Below are 15,670 nucleotides of genomic sequence, written 5' to 3'. Positions count from 1 at the left end.
CATTATCCATTCTTCAATCTCAACGATCAATTGTCTAAGGGGTAAATCACATTGCTGGGAACCTTTGTCAACTGCCTGGCCATCATTGCCGGCAGTCTTGTGGGCCTGCTCTTTAAAAACGGGATACCCGAGCGGTACAATCAGACCATCTTACAGGCCATCGGCCTCTGCGTTATCCTGGTGGGCCTTAGGATGGCCTTGGGGTGCCAGGACCTGATCATCGTTATCATCAGCATGGCACTGGGCTCTGTAATCGGTGAATTGATCGGGATCGAAGACCTCCTGGAAAGGCTGGGCAAGTTGCTGGAGAAGAAATTTTCAGGCCAGGGTCCCGGTTTTTCAACCGGTTTTGTCACGGCCTCCCTTCTCTTTTGCGTGGGCTCCATGGCCATTGTGGGCTCTCTGGAAAGCGGGCTTTTGGGCAAGCACGACACCCTTTTTGCCAAATCCTGCCTGGACGGTATCACCGGTATGGTTCTGACCTCTTCCCTGGGAGTCGGGGTTATGTTTTCAGCCGGGCCGGTCCTGATCTACCAGGGGGCCATCACCCTGGCCGCCGGGGTTCTCAAACCCCTGCTGGTACCGGCGGTGATCAGCCAGATGTCCGGAGTCGGCGGTCTTCTGATCATGGGCCTGGGAGTCAATATGCTTTTGAAACAGCGGATCAAGGTGGGCAATATGCTGCCGGCCGTGTTCATTCCCCTGGTCTACTACTTTATCCGGTCCATGATTTAGCAGGAGGGCCGGGATTTATAATCCGCCAATCCCCACCGGCTGCTTGACCACGGTGAGGAGCATCTTAAACCGGGTGGATGCGGATACGCTGTGGGGGACATTGGCCGGCATGACCACGGTCTGCCCGGCTTTCACTCCGAGTTCATTGCCGTCAATATTGACCCTTGCCTCTCCATCCAGGACCAGAATCATGGCATCCCCGGGGGAGGTGTGGGCGGATATCTCCTCTCCCTTTTCAAAGGCGAACAGGGTGATATTGACATGGGCATGGCTGGCCAGGGTCCGGCTGACCACGCGGCCCTCCTCATAATCCACCAGATCCCGGATAACAATGGCCCGGGAAAAGTCTATGTTTTTAATCAGTTTTTTTTTGGGGTCTTTTTTTTGATCCGTCATGGGAAATTCTCCTGTTTTGAGGTTTCTACCCCATAAGATAGTTCTTTTCCCTGGAAATTAAATTGATCCGGATCAATTCTTTGAAAATAAATTGCAGGCGGCTTTTACAGATTTTCAAGGGGCAGGGCAGAGGGATCCATCCCCTTTTCCTTCATGAACCTGTTCATTTGGTCCAGGATTTCAGGATCGATTTCTGGCGGAGTATAGGCTGCCAGCATTTTCTCCCGGGTCTTTTGAATGTTGTCCAGGAGTTTGTCCTCCGGGGACAGGCCTCCCAAGGGTCCCCTCAGGGCCACATCCGGATTCCAGGCATGGGTCCGGCATTTTTTCATGGTGTCCATGGATGTCAGAAAGAGGCCGCCGGGTCCGATCTCCCGGATCAGCTCAAAGTTCAGGGCCTCGTCGTTCACATCGAGATCATCCATATAAAACCTGGCCATCCGGATCATTTCAAGGTCCATGATGAATTTTTCAAAACTCATGGCGGCAAAATTGTTCATGATTCCGGCACTGTGGACGATGATGGAGATATTGTTCTGAATGGCCGTGAAAATGGAGAGCATACTCTCATAACCGGCCTGGGCAGACAGGCTCCTGGCATCGTTGACCGCACCGCCTGCCCGGCTGGGCAGATTGAAATGCCGTGCCAGGGCCGCGCAGTATTTGGCCTGGAGGGCATAGGCCGGGGACCCGGTGGAGATATTGCCGGTTTTCATGTCTGATCCATAGCATTGAAGCCCGAAGATGGCCGGGGTGCCCGGGTTGAACACCTGGGCGATCATGATGATGCAAAGGGCCTCTGCCGTGGCCATGGCCAGGTTGGAGGCAAGGTCCACAGGTCCGGTGGTGCCGGCGGCCACCCCGGGGGAGGCCATGATTGGCTGGTGATATCGGGCGGCAATTTCAATGGAGTTCAGTCCCATCCGGTCCATCTGGAGGGGGCTGATGGGACTGATCATGGTGATGATGCGGGGGGACTGTTTTAGGATCTCCTCTCCGCCCAGGCGCAGGGCCGTCAGGGTCATGATCTCCTCCATCTGGTCCCGGGTGCCGGGCATTCCCATGATGCACTTGTCCGAGTAGACCAGGCTTGCATAATGCATGGCCAGGTGGCTGAATTCAGCCGGGATATCCGAGGGCTGGGCCAGGATGCCTCCGTTGATGGCAAAACAGGGGCTCTGGTGGACCAGTTTGACCAGTTCAAGATGATCCTGAAACCGGGCATCCCGGGTTTCACCCCAGGGGTCCATGACAGAGGAACACCCGTATCCCGGGGCTGTCTGGGAGAGACCCCTGCCCACGGCCATATCGTGGACAGGGTTGATTCCATACAGGGTAAAGGGTCCCGGAGCCATGGCCAGGTACTTTTGGATCTCGTCCTTTGTGAAAAAGATCCTTCCCTCTTTGATTGTCAGTCCCCTGTCCGAGAGCAGGTCAAAATACTCCTTACTCAAGATCTTTATTCCCACCTCTGCCAGAATCTTTTCGGCCAGAAGAATCAGTTTTTCAACCTTTGATTTTTCAGACAAATCCTGTCCCATGATGATTTCCTTTTGCAAGTAAAATAAAATCAGTTTCCCGATGGAGCATTATCCTGCATTTTTATGGGTGTCAATAATTTACTGATAAAAAATAGGTATTAACGATATTTTATATATAAAATTTTTACAGAACTAAAAATGATGATTTTTATGTCTCCTGTTGCAAATTGGATGGTCTTGAACTATAGTCCTGTCCGTATGGGAAGGGAGATTCGGACAAGAAACATTGAATAAATTTAGGAATATATTATGACACTCATGGACGGTAATCTGGATGATCTTGAGATAAAGATCGTACAGGCCCTGCAGAAGGATGCCAGAAAATCCTTTAAGAGCATTGCAGCAGATCTCGATGTATCCGAAGGAACCATCAGTAACCGGGTAAACCGCCTCATACAAAAGGATATCCTCAGGCTTGAGGCCCGGATCAATCCCTTTAACCTCACCAATAAAGTGGCGGCCCTCCTTGGGGTCAACCTGGACAGAAGGTCCCACAACGAAGCGGTCCGGGAAATCAAAAAACTCTCCAATGTCAACGCGGTCTGGGTCACCACGGGCAAGTACGATATCTTTGTGGAGGTCCTGGCCGATTCCATCAATGACCTGAACGACTTCATCTTCAGCGGGGGCCTGAGCAAAATCGAAAATATCACCTCCACTGAAACCCATATCATGCTCCATTCCGATACCAAATTTTTCAAGATCAGGGAAGGGTGATCCATTATAATGATGGATGAAACAAGACCCCCCATGAATATTTTCATGGGGGTTGCATTTGTGCGTCCGCCCGTTCCTGCTTTTTCCTCGATTCTGCCCCTGGATATCCTGTGCAGGGGCCGGAAATAAAATTCCTAGGCCGTTTTTGATCATTCCCTATGGCCTGATCACAGTTTTGTTGGAAGATTTTAATCCTCAGAATATTCTATATATTCCTCTGGTTAACTTTCCCTCTGTCTTACATCCGAACCGGAACTCTAATAATTGGAGATGTCCTTTCTCTTCTTCGGCTTTTCCGGAAGAGGGTGTCGGCATGTTCTTTGCTTCCTTTATTGAAATTTTGTTAGTAAATTTCAGGGGGAAAATCCGAATATGGGGGACAGATTTTATCACGGGAATCAAAAGACCGTTTGACGGCGCCGGCCGGCCGGCGGAATAAGCATTTTTCCCGGGATAGAATGGGTCACTGAATGAGTTTTAGAATTTGAATGTTTGTAAAAAAAATGATAGGGTATTGTGGGAAAAATCGAAATAGGGTCTAAGTATCTGTATTTACGGTTTAAAATTAATATTTTGATGATCCGTAGGCAAGCCGGATGTCACAAGGGCATTTGACTGCCCAAACGGGAGGGTGGAACTCAAATTAAGGAGACGGGCCGGATATAAAAGGGATGAATCAAAGGGAAAAAAGCTTTTCACAGGCGCTTTGAATATGGTTATTAACGAATTGAAAATTATTAATTTTTCTACACACATTCGGAGATAAATATGGAAGAAAAAGAATCATGGGATTGGAGTACAGATCTGAAGGAAATCCCGGTTAAAGAGTGGGAGACCCGATTCAACTGGGTGGAAGAACCCTGCATCAGTCCTGACGGAGAGCGGGTTGCCAGTATAGTCAATGTGGATGAGATGGTATTCGGCATCTGTGAGAACGGAGAAGTCTGGGAAGGGGAGTATGAAAAGGCCTGGAGCCTGAAAGCCCTTCCGAACAACCAATTTATCGCCTGTGTCTGCCAGGACGAGGAGTGGACCCTTGCCGTAAACGGTGAAGAATGGGAAAATCGGTTTGATTTTATCTGGGATCTTCAGGTCAGTTCAGACGGAGCCCACATCGGCCTGGCAATCCAGAGGGATTCGGAATACGGCATGGCCGTCAATGACAAGCCCTGGGAAACCCTGTATGAGAATCTCTCGGGTGCGGTCATGGGAGAGACCGGTGCCACCGCCGGAGTGGTTCAGGTGGAATCCATGGGAGCGGCCGATGTGGACGCCTTTAAAAAGGGAATTTTTTCCGTTGCCCTGAACGGCAAAGCCTTTGATAAAAAATTTCTCAATGCCTGGGATATCAGTTTTGACAGGAAGAATCAGAGTCTGGCCTGGGGGGTCAGAATAGACAGGGAGCGGTATACCATTGCCGTCAACGGCACTCCCTGGACCCATGAGTTTCAATCCGTGTGGAAACCGGTTTTTGCAGGTGAGGGGCAGTCGGTTCTGGCCCCGGTCCGCCACGGCGGAAAATGGAAATTGTTCAAGGATGACAAGGTGTTCTGGGAGACCGGGTATCAGCAGCTCTGGCATGTGACCCAGTCGGAAGATAAAATTGCTGCAATCGTTGCTCCTTCCTACGGGAAGTGGAGTGTGGCCCAGGATGACAGGGTCTGGCCCCTGACCATTGATACCATGATCCGGGAGATCCGCTATTCAGAGGACGGATCCAGCCTGGTGGCCGTGGTCAAGGACAAGGACTTCTGGACCCTGATCAAGGACGGCTCCAAGTGGAAGCTGTCCTGTGACAAGGTTTTTGCCCCGGTGATCAGTGCGGACGGCTCCATTCTGGCGGCCGCCGTTGAGAAACAGGGTCGTTGGTTCGTGGCTGCCAACGATGAACTGATCACGGGTCCCTATGATTGTATGGCGGATCCCGTAATCAGCCCGGATAATTCAAAAGTATTGGTCAAAGGGATAGAAAACGGCGTATACAAACGCCGGATCATTGCTTTGTAAGGACATGGAAGATACGAAACATATGGAAAAACGACATAACAAAGCTAAGAGGAGTCGCGGATGAATGCTTTTATCGGTTTTATCATGGGACCCATGGTCTGGATATCGGCATTGATTTTTGTGCTGGGACTGGTGTTCAAATTCATTAAAATCTATACGGGAATCAAGGAAAAGGAAAACTTTGTTTTTACCTACATGACCTGGCCCCACAGCCTTCGGTCCATCGGGGCATGGCTGATCCCGTTTTTTCCCCAGAGTACACGGATTCAGCCGGTTTTCTGGGGAATAACCTATTGTTTTCACATTCTGCTGTTTCTGGTGCCCCTGTTTCTTTCCGCCCATATCGTTCTATTTGACGAGGCCTTTCAGGTCTCATGGCCGGCCTTGAATGACGGTCTGGCAGATATCCTGACCCTGGCTGTTATCCTGGCCCTTGTTTTCCTGGCCGTCAGAAGGATGGTGGTGCCGGAGGTGAAATTTCTGACTTCGATCAAGGACTATATTCTGCTGGTGATCGTGCTGTTGCCGTTCCTGACCGGGTTCATCGCCTATCACCAGGCTTTTTCATACCAGTGGATGGTGATTGTCCATGTGCTGTCCGGGGAACTCATGCTCATTGCGATTCCCTTTTCACGGTTTTCTCACATGTTAACGGCACCCCTGACCCGGGCATTCACTGGATCTGAATTCGGCAATGTCAGGCATGCAAGGGACTGGTAGACAGAAAAGGAGATGAAGATGCAGGACACAAAAGTTGAAAAAAATACAGACCAGGCCGTTGAAAACGGCCTGGAAAGGCTGACCCCGGAGAGAATTGAATCTGTCATCAATCAGGTCCTTGAAAAAGAGACCGGGCCGCGTTTCAAGGCCTATGTGGAGACTTGTATGCGATGCGGCCTCTGTGCCGATGCCTGCAGTTATTTTTTATCCAATGACAGGGATCCCGAATTTTCCCCGGCAGCCAAGGTCAAGCAGACCATCTGGGAGATGCTGGAAAGAAAGGGCAGGGTGTCCAAGGACTTTTTAAGAAGGGCCGTCCACATCGCCCATCTGGAGTGCAATACCTGTAAACGATGTTCCATGTACTGCCCTTTTGGTATAGACATCGCCTATATGATGCTCCTGGTCAGAAGGATCTGTCACAAACTGGAAATCACGCCGCTCTACATCCAGGATACGGTGAATTCCCACTCTGCTACCATGAATCAGATGTGGGTCAAGGAAGACGAATGGATCGACACCCTTCAATGGCAGGAAGAGGATGCCAGAGAAGAATTTGAAAATTTAAGAATTCCCCTGGACAAGGAAGGCGCCGATATCATGTACTCGGTGATCGCGCCGGAACCCAAGTTTCAGGCAGGGCTCATCTACCAGGCTGCCGTGATGATGCATGCGGCCGGGATCAACTGGACCATGCCCTCGTCACCGGGCTGGGACAACTCCAACATGGCCATGTTCACCGGGGATAATGAAATTTCCGGCCGGATCGGCCGGGCCTTTTATGAAACCGCGGCAAAACTCAAGGTCAAGCGGATTGTCATGGGCGAGTGCGGTCATGCCTTCCGGTCGGTTTATGATGTGGCCAATAGATGGATTTCCTGGGGCATGCCTCCCTTTGAACTGGTTCATGCCCTGCAGTTCTACCACGAACTTCTGACTTCGGGCCGGATCAAGATCAAGGAAAAATTTAAGAAAAAAGTCACCTTTCACGATCCCTGCAACGTATCCCGGGGCAGGGGCCTCCATGATATGGGCAGGGCAGTGGTTGCCATGACCTGTGAGGATTGGGTGGAGATGACCCCCAACCGGGAACACAACTACTGCTGCGGTGCCGGGGGCGGGGTGGTCAACTGCGGCCCTCCGTACAAGACTGAAAGGATGGTCAACAACAGGGTAAAAGCGGAACAGCTCAAGGCTACGGGAGCTGAAATCCTCATCGCTCCCTGCCATAATTGTCACAGCGGGCTGGAGGATATCATCCACTATTATAAGCTTGGCATGGAAGTCAAGTTCCTGGGGGATATCATCTATGAAACCATGGAAAAGAAAATCTATAAGCCGGGAGAGTAATATGAAACCCAAAATTATTCTGTATACCCTGATCCTGCTGGCGGCAATTGTATGCACGGCCTTTAGCGTCCAAGAAGTCGAAAGGCTTAGCCCTGACTCCTTTGAGAACCCGAGAAGACCCGGTGCGGTTTTTGCCCATGACGACCATAATGAGGCCGCTGAAATTGATGACTGCGCTGTCTGCCACCATCTCTATGAAGACGGCAAGCTGCTGGAGGATGAATCCAGTGAGGACAGTCCCTGTTCAGAGTGCCACGCTCTGTCTGCCGGCCCGGAAAATAAAATTTCCCTTGCAAATGCGTTCCATAAACGCTGCAGGGACTGCCACTTTGATGCCGGCAAGGGACCTGTGCTCTGCGGCCAATGCCACAAGAAAGAATAAGGAGGCATGATGACAAAGAAGATTATGATCGTAGATGATGATCCCGCCATTGTTAAATATCTGGATGCATTGTTCAAGGATAACGGCTATGAGACCTGCATTGCCGAGGACGGGAAAGAGGCCATGGATGTGTTTGAGAAAAACAGTCCGGATCTGATTACCCTGGACCTTGAGATGCCCGAGGAGTGGGGACCCCGATTCTTCAGAAGATTGTCGAAAAAGGGACATAAGACCCCGGTGATCGTGGTATCGGGTCTTTCCGGACGAAAATACTCCATTCCCAAGGCTGAGGCCTATTTTGCCAAACCCTTTGACAATGAGCAATTGATTGAGAAGGTGGGGGAGATCTTAAACGGATAAAAAAACCCCCGGAAAGACGGGTGATTGTCCTTCCGGGGGAATACAAACGGGTTTGGCAAAGCTTATCTCAGTTCCTCCTTCATGGTAATGTCATGCTTTCGTTCCTGGATCGTCTTTTTGCCAAGCCTTCTGTCGCTTTCTTCGGAATAGGGGGAGGCACATACTTTTTTTAGTTTTTCAACCTTGCCTTCCAGTTCCCGCTGCTCGTCAGCAGGCAGATCTTGAATACAGTTGTCATAATCTTTGACCAGTTTTTTTTGGATTCTGCGTTCGTGGTGTCTTCTGACGGCTCTGTCTTTCATTTTCAGCTCCTTTACAATTGTATAAAAGATTCAATATTTGAACGTCCCTATTCCTGGGGAATAACGGATCTGCTCTTTGTAAAAAACATAAACATCCCGGCCCGGGCTGGCAAGAGGCGGGAGCTAAAAAAGTTTGATAAAACTAACAACAGAAAGGTGCCTTCCCGGCCACCGGAACAATCCCGGAGTTTGAAATCTGCCGGAGATTGAATAAAAAAGCCTTACACCGGAATGTCCAGGTCCCTGTATTCCTGTCTGATGATCTTTCCCAGGGCCATGATCCCCTGTTCCATCCTGGGTCCCCTTTTGATGCCGCAGTTGAGCCTCAGGCAGTGGTTGTACCTGTCCGATGAAGAGCAGATCTTTCCCGGAAGAATGGAAATTTTTTTTGCATGGGCCCTATGATAGATATCCATGGAATCGATTTTTTTATTCAATACCACCCAGATGCACATGCCGCCCGTGGGAAAGGTAATCCGGGTATCCCTGGGAAAATGTTTGGACAGGGCCATTGCCAGGGCCGAAGCCTGGTTTTTGATCTGATTGCGCAGTTTTCTTAAGTGCCGGTCATAGGCGCCGGTACTGATAAATTCCGCAGCCACGGCCTGGTTGATACCGGCATTGGATATGGTGGTGCTTGATTTCATCCTCAGAACCTTTTTAAGAAATCGGCCGGGAAGGGTCCATCCGGTTCTCAGGCCCGGGGCAAGGGTTTTGGAAAAGGAGGAACAATAGAGGACCATGCCCTCCCTGTCCATGCTTTTAAAGGTCGGGGGCCGGCTGCCACTGAAATAGAGATCTCCGTATATATCATCTTCAATGACGGGCAGACCCCGGCTTTGGGTGATTTCGAGGATGGCCGCCTTTTTTTCTTTTGACACGGCATAGCCCAGGGGATTCTGGAAATTGGAGTTTAAAATACAGGCTTTGACCTGGTTGGCATCCAGGGCCTTTTCAAGATTTTTTAGGTTGATGCCCTCTTCCGGGCAGCAGGGCAGTTCCAGGACGTAGAGATTCAGGTCTTCGATGAGCTGCAGAAAACAGTGGAAAACCGGGGATTCCACCAGAATGGTATCCCCGGGTTCGGCCACGGCCCTGAGGCAGAGGCTGACCGCGTCCAGGCATCCGTTGGTGGTGACGACCTCTTCGGGGGTGATGCTGCAGGCATGGCCGAGCATCTGCTGGGAAACGGCCTGTCTTAGGCTGATGTTGCCTGCGCAGTCTTCATAGTTGGACAGGAAGGTTCCCAGGCTGTCCCCGGGAATCGATTTCATGATCCGGGTCAGTTGCTTGAGGGGCATCAGTTCTCTGGAACAGACCGCCGTTCCGAGCTGGAGAATGTCTTCATCGGCCAGTTCAGCAATGATGGTCCGGAGAAGGTCGTTGATGTGAACCCGGCTAGGCCTGGCCTCGGCATGAACCTGTCTGGGAACGGCCAGGGGACTCCTGTCCAGGGGGCGGACATAGAATCCGGATTTTTCCCTGGCCTCCACCCGTCCCCGTTTTTCAAGCTCGATATAGGCATGGTGGACCGTGGACACGCTCAGACCCAAGCGGGTATGGAGCCGTCGTAAAGAAGGCAGTTTGTCCCCGGGCCGGAACAGGCCCTGGGTGATATTGTCCTGGATCTGATCGGCCAGGGTCACGTATCTGAAGTTGGGAGTGGATTTCATGGTCGTCTTCTGTTATGGTCAAATTTTTATTCTTCTGTAACTGTTTTTTTATCTGAATTAATATATAGTCTCCTGAAAATCAAGGGATTTGTGAACTGGGGCGGGACATCAAGGAAAGCTGAAAAAGGTTCCGGCGAAGACGGCCGGGAACCGGAAGGAAAGAGGAAAATGAAGAACTTGGCGCTTTACATGGTCACCATCCTGATCTGGGGATCCACCTGGATCGGGATAAAGTATCAGCTGGGAAGTGTGGACCCCATGGTATCCGTGATTTACAGGTTCGGGCTGGCCGCCATGATCCTCATCCTCTTCTGCAGGATCAGGGGCCTGAGTCTCAAATTTTCACCCAAAGACCATGGCTACCTGCTTCTGCTGGGCCTGCTGCTTTTTTCCCTGAACTACTGGCTGGTCTATCTGGCCGAAGTCTATCTGACTTCGGGGCTGGTGGCGGTCCTGTTCTCTTCCATCGTTTTCATGAATATTGCCAACGGCGCCATTTTTCTCAAAGCCCCGGTTCAGTCCAGGATGATTGCAGGAGCCGTGATCGGTATTGCCGGCATTGTCCTGATCTTCATGCCGGAAATCGAATCCTTCGGTTTTACAGACAAGGGCATACTGGGAATCTGCCTGGGATTTATCAGCGTGCTTCTGGCCTCCCTGGGCAATATCACCTCTGCCCGGAATTCCAGAAACAATATCCCGGTGATCCAGGCCAATGCCCTGGGCATGGGATACGGTACTCTGATTCTGATCCTGGCCGCTTTTTTCATGGGCAAGGATTTTACCTTTGCCATGACCCCGTCCTATGTGGGCTCTCTTTTTTATCTGGCCGTGTTCGGCTCCATCATCGCCTTTGGCTGCTACCTGACCCTGATCGGCTCCATGGGCGCGGACAAGGCCTCCTATGCCATCATGGTGGTGCCGGTGGTGGCCCTGGTCATCTCCTCTTTCATGGAAGGCTATTCCTGGAATCTCCCGGCCCTGTCCGGCATGCTCCTGGTGGTGGGGGGAAATTTTCTGGCGATGCATAAGCCGGCGGCGACTTCCACCTAATCTGTGCGGCCGCAATACCGGTTGCATATTCAAAGGGATATATGCTAATTAGAATCCCTATGAAACAATACCAAATAGACGGGCTGCGGCTGGAGGACTATCACAGGTTAAAGGAATACCTGGATCAGCATCTGGACTCGGCCCCGGTCGGTGGAATCTACTGGCTGGAAATTGAAAGAAAGTTATTGACGCCGATCCAAACGGACCATAAAGAGTGCGGTCCCCATGTATTTGCCCTCATGCTGGAGGAGACCTTCCTTTCCTGTGAGTTTCTGGTCAGAATCAAAAAAAATATCAAATGCGACTGCATGGGCTATGCCACCCGGGAGCAGCGGGACTGGCTCATGGATCAGGTCGACGGGCTGCTTGAAAAGCTCTCCATCCACATTTGAGAATACTCCTAGGATTTTTAAATCATGCTTAAACTCATCCCCCTTGGCGGTCTTGGCGAAATCGGTCTCAACATGATGGTGGTGGAGTATGAAGACGTCATCTTTATCATCGATGCCGGTCTCATGTTTCCCGAAGATTATATGCTGGGCGTTGACTATGTCATCCCGGCCATGGATTATCTGCGGGAAAACCGGGACAAGGTTCAGGGAATCATCATTACCCATGCCCATGAAGACCATATCGGCGCACTTCCCTATCTGTTGAGGGAGTTCCGGATACCGGTTTACGGCACCCGGTTCACCCTGGGAATCGTCCGGAACAAGCTGGTGGAATTTGAACTCAATACCCGCATTGATCTGAACCTGGTCAATCCCGGGGAGACCCTTTCCATTGAGCCCTTTGAAATAGAATTTATCCGGGTGAGCCACTCCACCATTGACGGGGTCGGACTGGCCATCAAGACTCCGGAGGGAGTGGTGGTGCATACCGGAGATTTCAGGATCAGCCACGATGCCGATCCCAAGAAGAACACCGATATCTCCAGTTTCGCAAGGTTCGGCGAGCAAGGGGTTCTGGCACTGCTTTCCGACTCCACCAATGTGGAATCGGAAGGGTATACCATGTCCGAGCATGAGGTGGCCCGGAACCTTGGCAAGGTGATTACAGCCGCCACAGGAAGGGTGATTGTGGCCCTGTTTGCCTCCAATGTCTTCAGGATCCAGCAGGTCATGGATATTGCCGTCAACAACAACCGGAAGGTGGTTTTCAACGGCCGGTCCATGGAACAGATCATTTCCATTGCCGATGAACTGGGCTATATCAATTATCCCCCCAATACCATCATGGACATCAAACAGATCAACAAGGTCCCGGACAACCAGGTGGTGATCATCACAACGGGCAGCCAGGGAGAGCCCATGTCGGCCCTGGTGAGAATGGCCACGGGGATTCACAAGCATATCAGCATAAAAAAAGGGGATTCGGTGATCCTCTCCTCCAAGTATATCCCGGGCAATGAAAAGGCCATTGCCAATATCATCAACCGGCTTTACCGCCGGGGGGCGGATGTGGTCTATTCAAAGATCGCCCAGATCCATACTTCCGGCCATGCCCACCAGGAGGAGCTCAAACTCATGCTCAACCTGACCAAACCCAAATTTTTCATACCGGTCCACGGAGAGTACCGCCACCTGGTGGTCCATGCCCGTCTGGCCGAAAAGCTGGGCATGTCCAGGGATAATGTGCTGGTGGCGGAAGACGGAAAGGTCATCGCCTTTGACGGGGACGGGGGCCGACTGGAGAGCCAGGTCCACACCGGCAGAATCCTTGTGGATGGCAAGGGAATCGGTGATGTGGGCAGAAGTGTCTTAAAGGAGAGGCGAGAACTTTCCGAAGGCGGGCTTGTGGTGGTGACCATGATTATTGACGAGGAAACCGGGGTCGTGCTCTACGGTCCGGAACTGGTCTCCCGGGGATTTGTCTTTGATTCAGCCACAGGGTATCTGGTGGACGACGCCCAATGCGTGATCCTGGAAATCGTTGAAGAAATTGAACCCGGCATTGACTCCAGGGTGGAACTGATCCGGAAGAGGCTCCAGAAGGCCTTAAAGCAGTACTTTGCCTTTGCCATCAACAGAAGGCCCCTGATCGTGCCCATTATCATTGAAGTATGAAAAAAGAACTCATCGGCATACTCCTTTTTTTTCTCATTGTCCTGTCGGCTCTGAGCCTTTTTTCCTATGATGCCTCAGATCCCTGTGTGGGAAACGGTTTTTTCCAGGTTCCGGACAATACCCATAATTATTTCGGATTGATCGGGGCCCACGTGGCCGGTCTTTTCGTCTATCTCTTCGGAATCGGGGCCTTTTGGATGCCGGTGATCCTTGCCCTTTCCAGTATCTGGTATCTCAAGGCCCGGACCCCTAAAATCATCTGGCTCACCCTTGGGGGAGGCCTGATCCTCATGGTCTGTACCGGGGCCATGTTTTTCCTGTTCAAGGATGCCTATTCCTTTTCCGGGACCCTGGTTCCGGCCGGGGGAATCCTGGGCACCCATTTTACCTCGTTTCTATTGAAGTATGCCAACATCGCAGGCTGCATCATCATCCTTGTCTTTTTTATGGTCATCGGCTTTGTTCTGGCCACGGGGATTTCCATGGTGGCCCTGGCCGGTTTTATCCGGGAAAAAGCATTTGAGCTGGCCGCCACCATTAAAGAGGATTTCCAGGAGGCCAAAGAGTTCCTGGCCCAGGCCCTTGCAGACTGGAAGGAAAAAAGAGAGGAGGCCAAGCAGGAAAGAGAAGAGATACAGATCACGCCGGGACTGCCCGAACCAGAAGATGAGCCGGAAGAAAAACCTCCGGTACAGATTCCGGAAAGAGCCCTGAGTTTTGACAAAGAGGACAAACCTTCCGGGAACGCGGTGCAGAAGGATCTGTTTGAACCCCACATTGTTCCCCTGGAAGAGGATGAGCGGGAGTATGTTTCCGAAACCCTTATTGAGGACATCCGGGAGCAGGAGGACTTTAAACTGCCGTCCATCTCTTTTCTGGATGAAAAGGTCAAGGTCAAAAAGGATATTGACACCCGGTTACTCCAGGAAAAAGCCAGGATCCTGGAGGAAAAACTTAAGGATTTCAACGTCTCCGGAGAGGTGGTTGAAATCCTTCCGGGGCCCGTGATTACCACCTTTGAATACAAACCGGCCCCCGGGGTCAAACTGAGCAAGATCACCGGGCTCTCCGATGATCTGGCCCTGGCCCTGAGCGCCATCAGTATAAGGATCGTGGCTCCCATACCGGGCCGGGATGTGGTGGGCATAGAGATCCCCAATGATGAGCGTGAGCTGGTTAATCTAAGGGAGATGGTCTCTGCCAGGGATTTCGTGACCAGTGACTCCCTCCTGACCCTGGGACTGGGCAAGGATCTCATGGGCCGGCCCGTGGCCACCAAGATGGACAAAATGCCCCATCTGCTCATTGCAGGCGCCACCGGAACCGGAAAGAGCGTGGGCCTTAACTCCATGATCATCAGCCTGTTGTACAAGGCCACCCCGGATCAGGTCAAGCTGATCATGATCGATCCCAAGCGCATTGAACTCTCGGTATACAATGATATCCCCCATCTCATATCCCCGGTGGTCACGGATATGAAAAAGGCAACCAATGCCCTGTTCTGGGCGGTCCGGGAAATGGAGCGAAGATACGAGCTCCTGGAGATGAGCGGGCTGCGGAACCTGGTCCAGTACAATGACAAGGTCAGGGAAGAACTCAAGAAAAAAGCCGGGAATCCGGAGCCATCCGGGGAAACCGCTTTCCAGGAATCTATGGAAGTTCTTCCCTATATCGTGGTGATCGTGGATGAGCTGTCCGACCTCATGATGGTGGCGTCCAAGGATGTGGAATTTGCCCTGACCCGGCTGGCCCAGATGGCCAGGGCTGCGGGCATCCATTTGATCCTTGCCACCCAGCGTCCGTCGGCCGATGTGCTCACCGGCACCATCAAGGCCAATTTTCCCACCCGGATTTCCTTTCAGGTCTCTTCCAAGATCGACGGCAGGATCATCATAGACCAGGGTGGGGCGGAAAGCCTTCTGGGCAACGGGGACATGCTGTTCTGCCCGCCCGGGACCGGAAAACTCATGCGGATCCAGGGGGCCTATATCTCTGAGACGGAGATCGCCAGGGTTACCTCCTTTTTAAAGGAACAGAGAAAGCCCGATTACAATGAAGAGATCACCATGGGAGATGAAGAGGGGGAAACCAAGGAATTTGATGAGGCAGACTATGATGAGAAGTATGACGAGGCCGTGGCCGTGGTGACACAGTCGGGCCAGGCATCCATCTCCTATGTCCAGCGGCGGCTGCGCATCGGCTATAACCGGGCGGCCCGGCTCATTGAAATCATGGAGCACGAGGGAATTGTAGGACCCCAGATCGGGTCCAAACCCAGGGAGATCCTGGTGAAATCCTATGATGAAAACAATTAAGGAAAGGGACCCTTTTAAGGGACCCTGTTTCCCATCCCAAGGACGAAAATATA

At 51.6% G+C, this 15,670-nt stretch carries 15 protein-coding genes; 11 read left to right on the top strand and 4 right to left on the bottom strand.

What is annotated here, in order from left to right:
* Positions 1-51: 51 nt before the first annotated feature.
* The gene (locus F608_RS0103320; RefSeq protein WP_022664192.1) at positions 52-735 is read left to right on the top strand and encodes a DUF554 domain-containing protein; all 684 of its coding nucleotides are present in this window, start codon (positions 52-54) and stop codon (positions 733-735) included.
* Positions 736-750: 15 nt separating this feature from the next.
* Here F608_RS0103320 and F608_RS0103315 read toward each other — a convergent pair whose 3' ends face one another.
* Both F608_RS0103315 and F608_RS30525 read right to left on the bottom strand, forming a co-directional pair.
* Positions 751-1,131 carry a cupin domain-containing protein gene (locus tag F608_RS0103315; protein WP_022664191.1) on the bottom strand — a complete coding sequence of 127 codons (381 nt, stop codon included), beginning with the start codon at positions 1,129-1,131 and terminating at the stop codon, positions 751-753.
* A gap of 104 nt (positions 1,132-1,235) precedes the next feature.
* Positions 1,236-2,672, bottom strand: coding sequence for a trimethylamine methyltransferase family protein (locus F608_RS30525; RefSeq protein ID WP_022664189.1), 1,437 nt, complete (start codon positions 2,670-2,672; stop codon positions 1,236-1,238).
* Positions 2,673-2,921: 249 nt separating this feature from the next.
* Between F608_RS30525 and F608_RS0103300 the strand changes: the two genes are divergently transcribed.
* The 6 genes from F608_RS0103300 to divK all read left to right on the top strand — a co-directional run bounded on the left by F608_RS0103300 (position 2,922) and on the right by divK (position 8,208).
* Positions 2,922-3,389 carry an Lrp/AsnC family transcriptional regulator gene (locus F608_RS0103300; RefSeq protein ID WP_022664188.1) on the top strand — a complete coding sequence of 156 codons (468 nt, stop codon included), beginning with the start codon at positions 2,922-2,924 and terminating at the stop codon, positions 3,387-3,389.
* 768 nt (positions 3,390-4,157) lie between these two features.
* Positions 4,158-5,396 (top strand): electron transfer complex subunit TmcD, encoded by a 1,239-nt coding sequence (gene tmcD / locus F608_RS0103285; protein ID WP_022664184.1) that lies wholly within the window; start codon positions 4,158-4,160, stop codon positions 5,394-5,396.
* A gap of 60 nt (positions 5,397-5,456) precedes the next feature.
* A complete protein-coding gene (tmcC, locus tag F608_RS0103280; RefSeq protein WP_022664183.1) occupies positions 5,457-6,116 on the top strand; it encodes a TmcC family electron transfer complex membrane anchor subunit in 660 nt (219 codons plus the stop codon).
* An 18-nt stretch (positions 6,117-6,134) separates the two neighbouring features.
* The gene (tmcB, locus tag F608_RS0103275; RefSeq protein ID WP_022664182.1) at positions 6,135-7,466 is read left to right on the top strand and encodes an electron transfer complex ferredoxin TmcB; all 1,332 of its coding nucleotides are present in this window, start codon (positions 6,135-6,137) and stop codon (positions 7,464-7,466) included.
* A gap of 1 nt (position 7,467) precedes the next feature.
* The gene (tmcA, locus tag F608_RS0103270; protein ID WP_022664181.1) at positions 7,468-7,848 is read left to right on the top strand and encodes an acidic tetraheme cytochrome c3 TmcA; all 381 of its coding nucleotides are present in this window, start codon (positions 7,468-7,470) and stop codon (positions 7,846-7,848) included.
* Between the two features lie 9 nt (positions 7,849-7,857).
* Positions 7,858-8,208 carry a DVU0259 family response regulator domain-containing protein gene (gene divK, locus F608_RS0103265; protein WP_022664180.1) on the top strand — a complete coding sequence of 117 codons (351 nt, stop codon included), beginning with the start codon at positions 7,858-7,860 and terminating at the stop codon, positions 8,206-8,208.
* A gap of 62 nt (positions 8,209-8,270) precedes the next feature.
* On the opposite strand, the gene F608_RS0103260 is transcribed toward divK, so the two are convergent.
* Positions 8,271-8,510, bottom strand: a complete 240-nt coding sequence (locus F608_RS0103260; protein ID WP_022664179.1) for a hypothetical protein — start codon at positions 8,508-8,510, stop codon at positions 8,271-8,273.
* A gap of 221 nt (positions 8,511-8,731) precedes the next feature.
* Positions 8,732-10,183, bottom strand: a complete 1,452-nt coding sequence (locus F608_RS0103255; protein ID WP_022664178.1) for an aminotransferase-like domain-containing protein — start codon at positions 10,181-10,183, stop codon at positions 8,732-8,734.
* Between the two features lie 168 nt (positions 10,184-10,351).
* Between F608_RS0103255 and F608_RS0103250 the strand changes: the two genes are divergently transcribed.
* Genes F608_RS0103250 through F608_RS0103235 form a run of 4 tightly spaced genes read left to right on the top strand, consistent with a single transcriptional unit; the run spans position 10,352 to position 15,617 of the window.
* On the top strand, positions 10,352-11,236 hold the full coding sequence (locus F608_RS0103250) for a DMT family transporter (protein ID WP_027362424.1): 885 nt from the start codon (positions 10,352-10,354) through the stop codon (positions 11,234-11,236).
* 59 nt (positions 11,237-11,295) lie between these two features.
* Positions 11,296-11,628 (top strand): hypothetical protein, encoded by a 333-nt coding sequence (locus F608_RS0103245; protein WP_022664176.1) that lies wholly within the window; start codon positions 11,296-11,298, stop codon positions 11,626-11,628.
* A gap of 24 nt (positions 11,629-11,652) precedes the next feature.
* Positions 11,653-13,302 (top strand): ribonuclease J, encoded by a 1,650-nt coding sequence (locus F608_RS0103240; protein ID WP_022664175.1) that lies wholly within the window; start codon positions 11,653-11,655, stop codon positions 13,300-13,302.
* Positions 13,299-15,617, top strand: coding sequence for a DNA translocase FtsK (locus F608_RS0103235; RefSeq protein WP_022664174.1), 2,319 nt, complete (start codon positions 13,299-13,301; stop codon positions 15,615-15,617). The genes F608_RS0103240 and F608_RS0103235 overlap by 4 nt, the downstream gene beginning before the upstream one ends.
* The last annotated feature ends 53 nt before the right edge of the window (positions 15,618-15,670 follow it).

Origin of the sequence: Desulfospira joergensenii DSM 10085 (assembly GCF_000420085.1) — a bacterium.
Classification (GTDB): domain Bacteria; phylum Desulfobacterota; class Desulfobacteria; order Desulfobacterales; family Desulfobacteraceae; genus Desulfospira; species Desulfospira joergensenii.
This window is presented reverse-complemented; position numbering and strand designations above follow the sequence as displayed.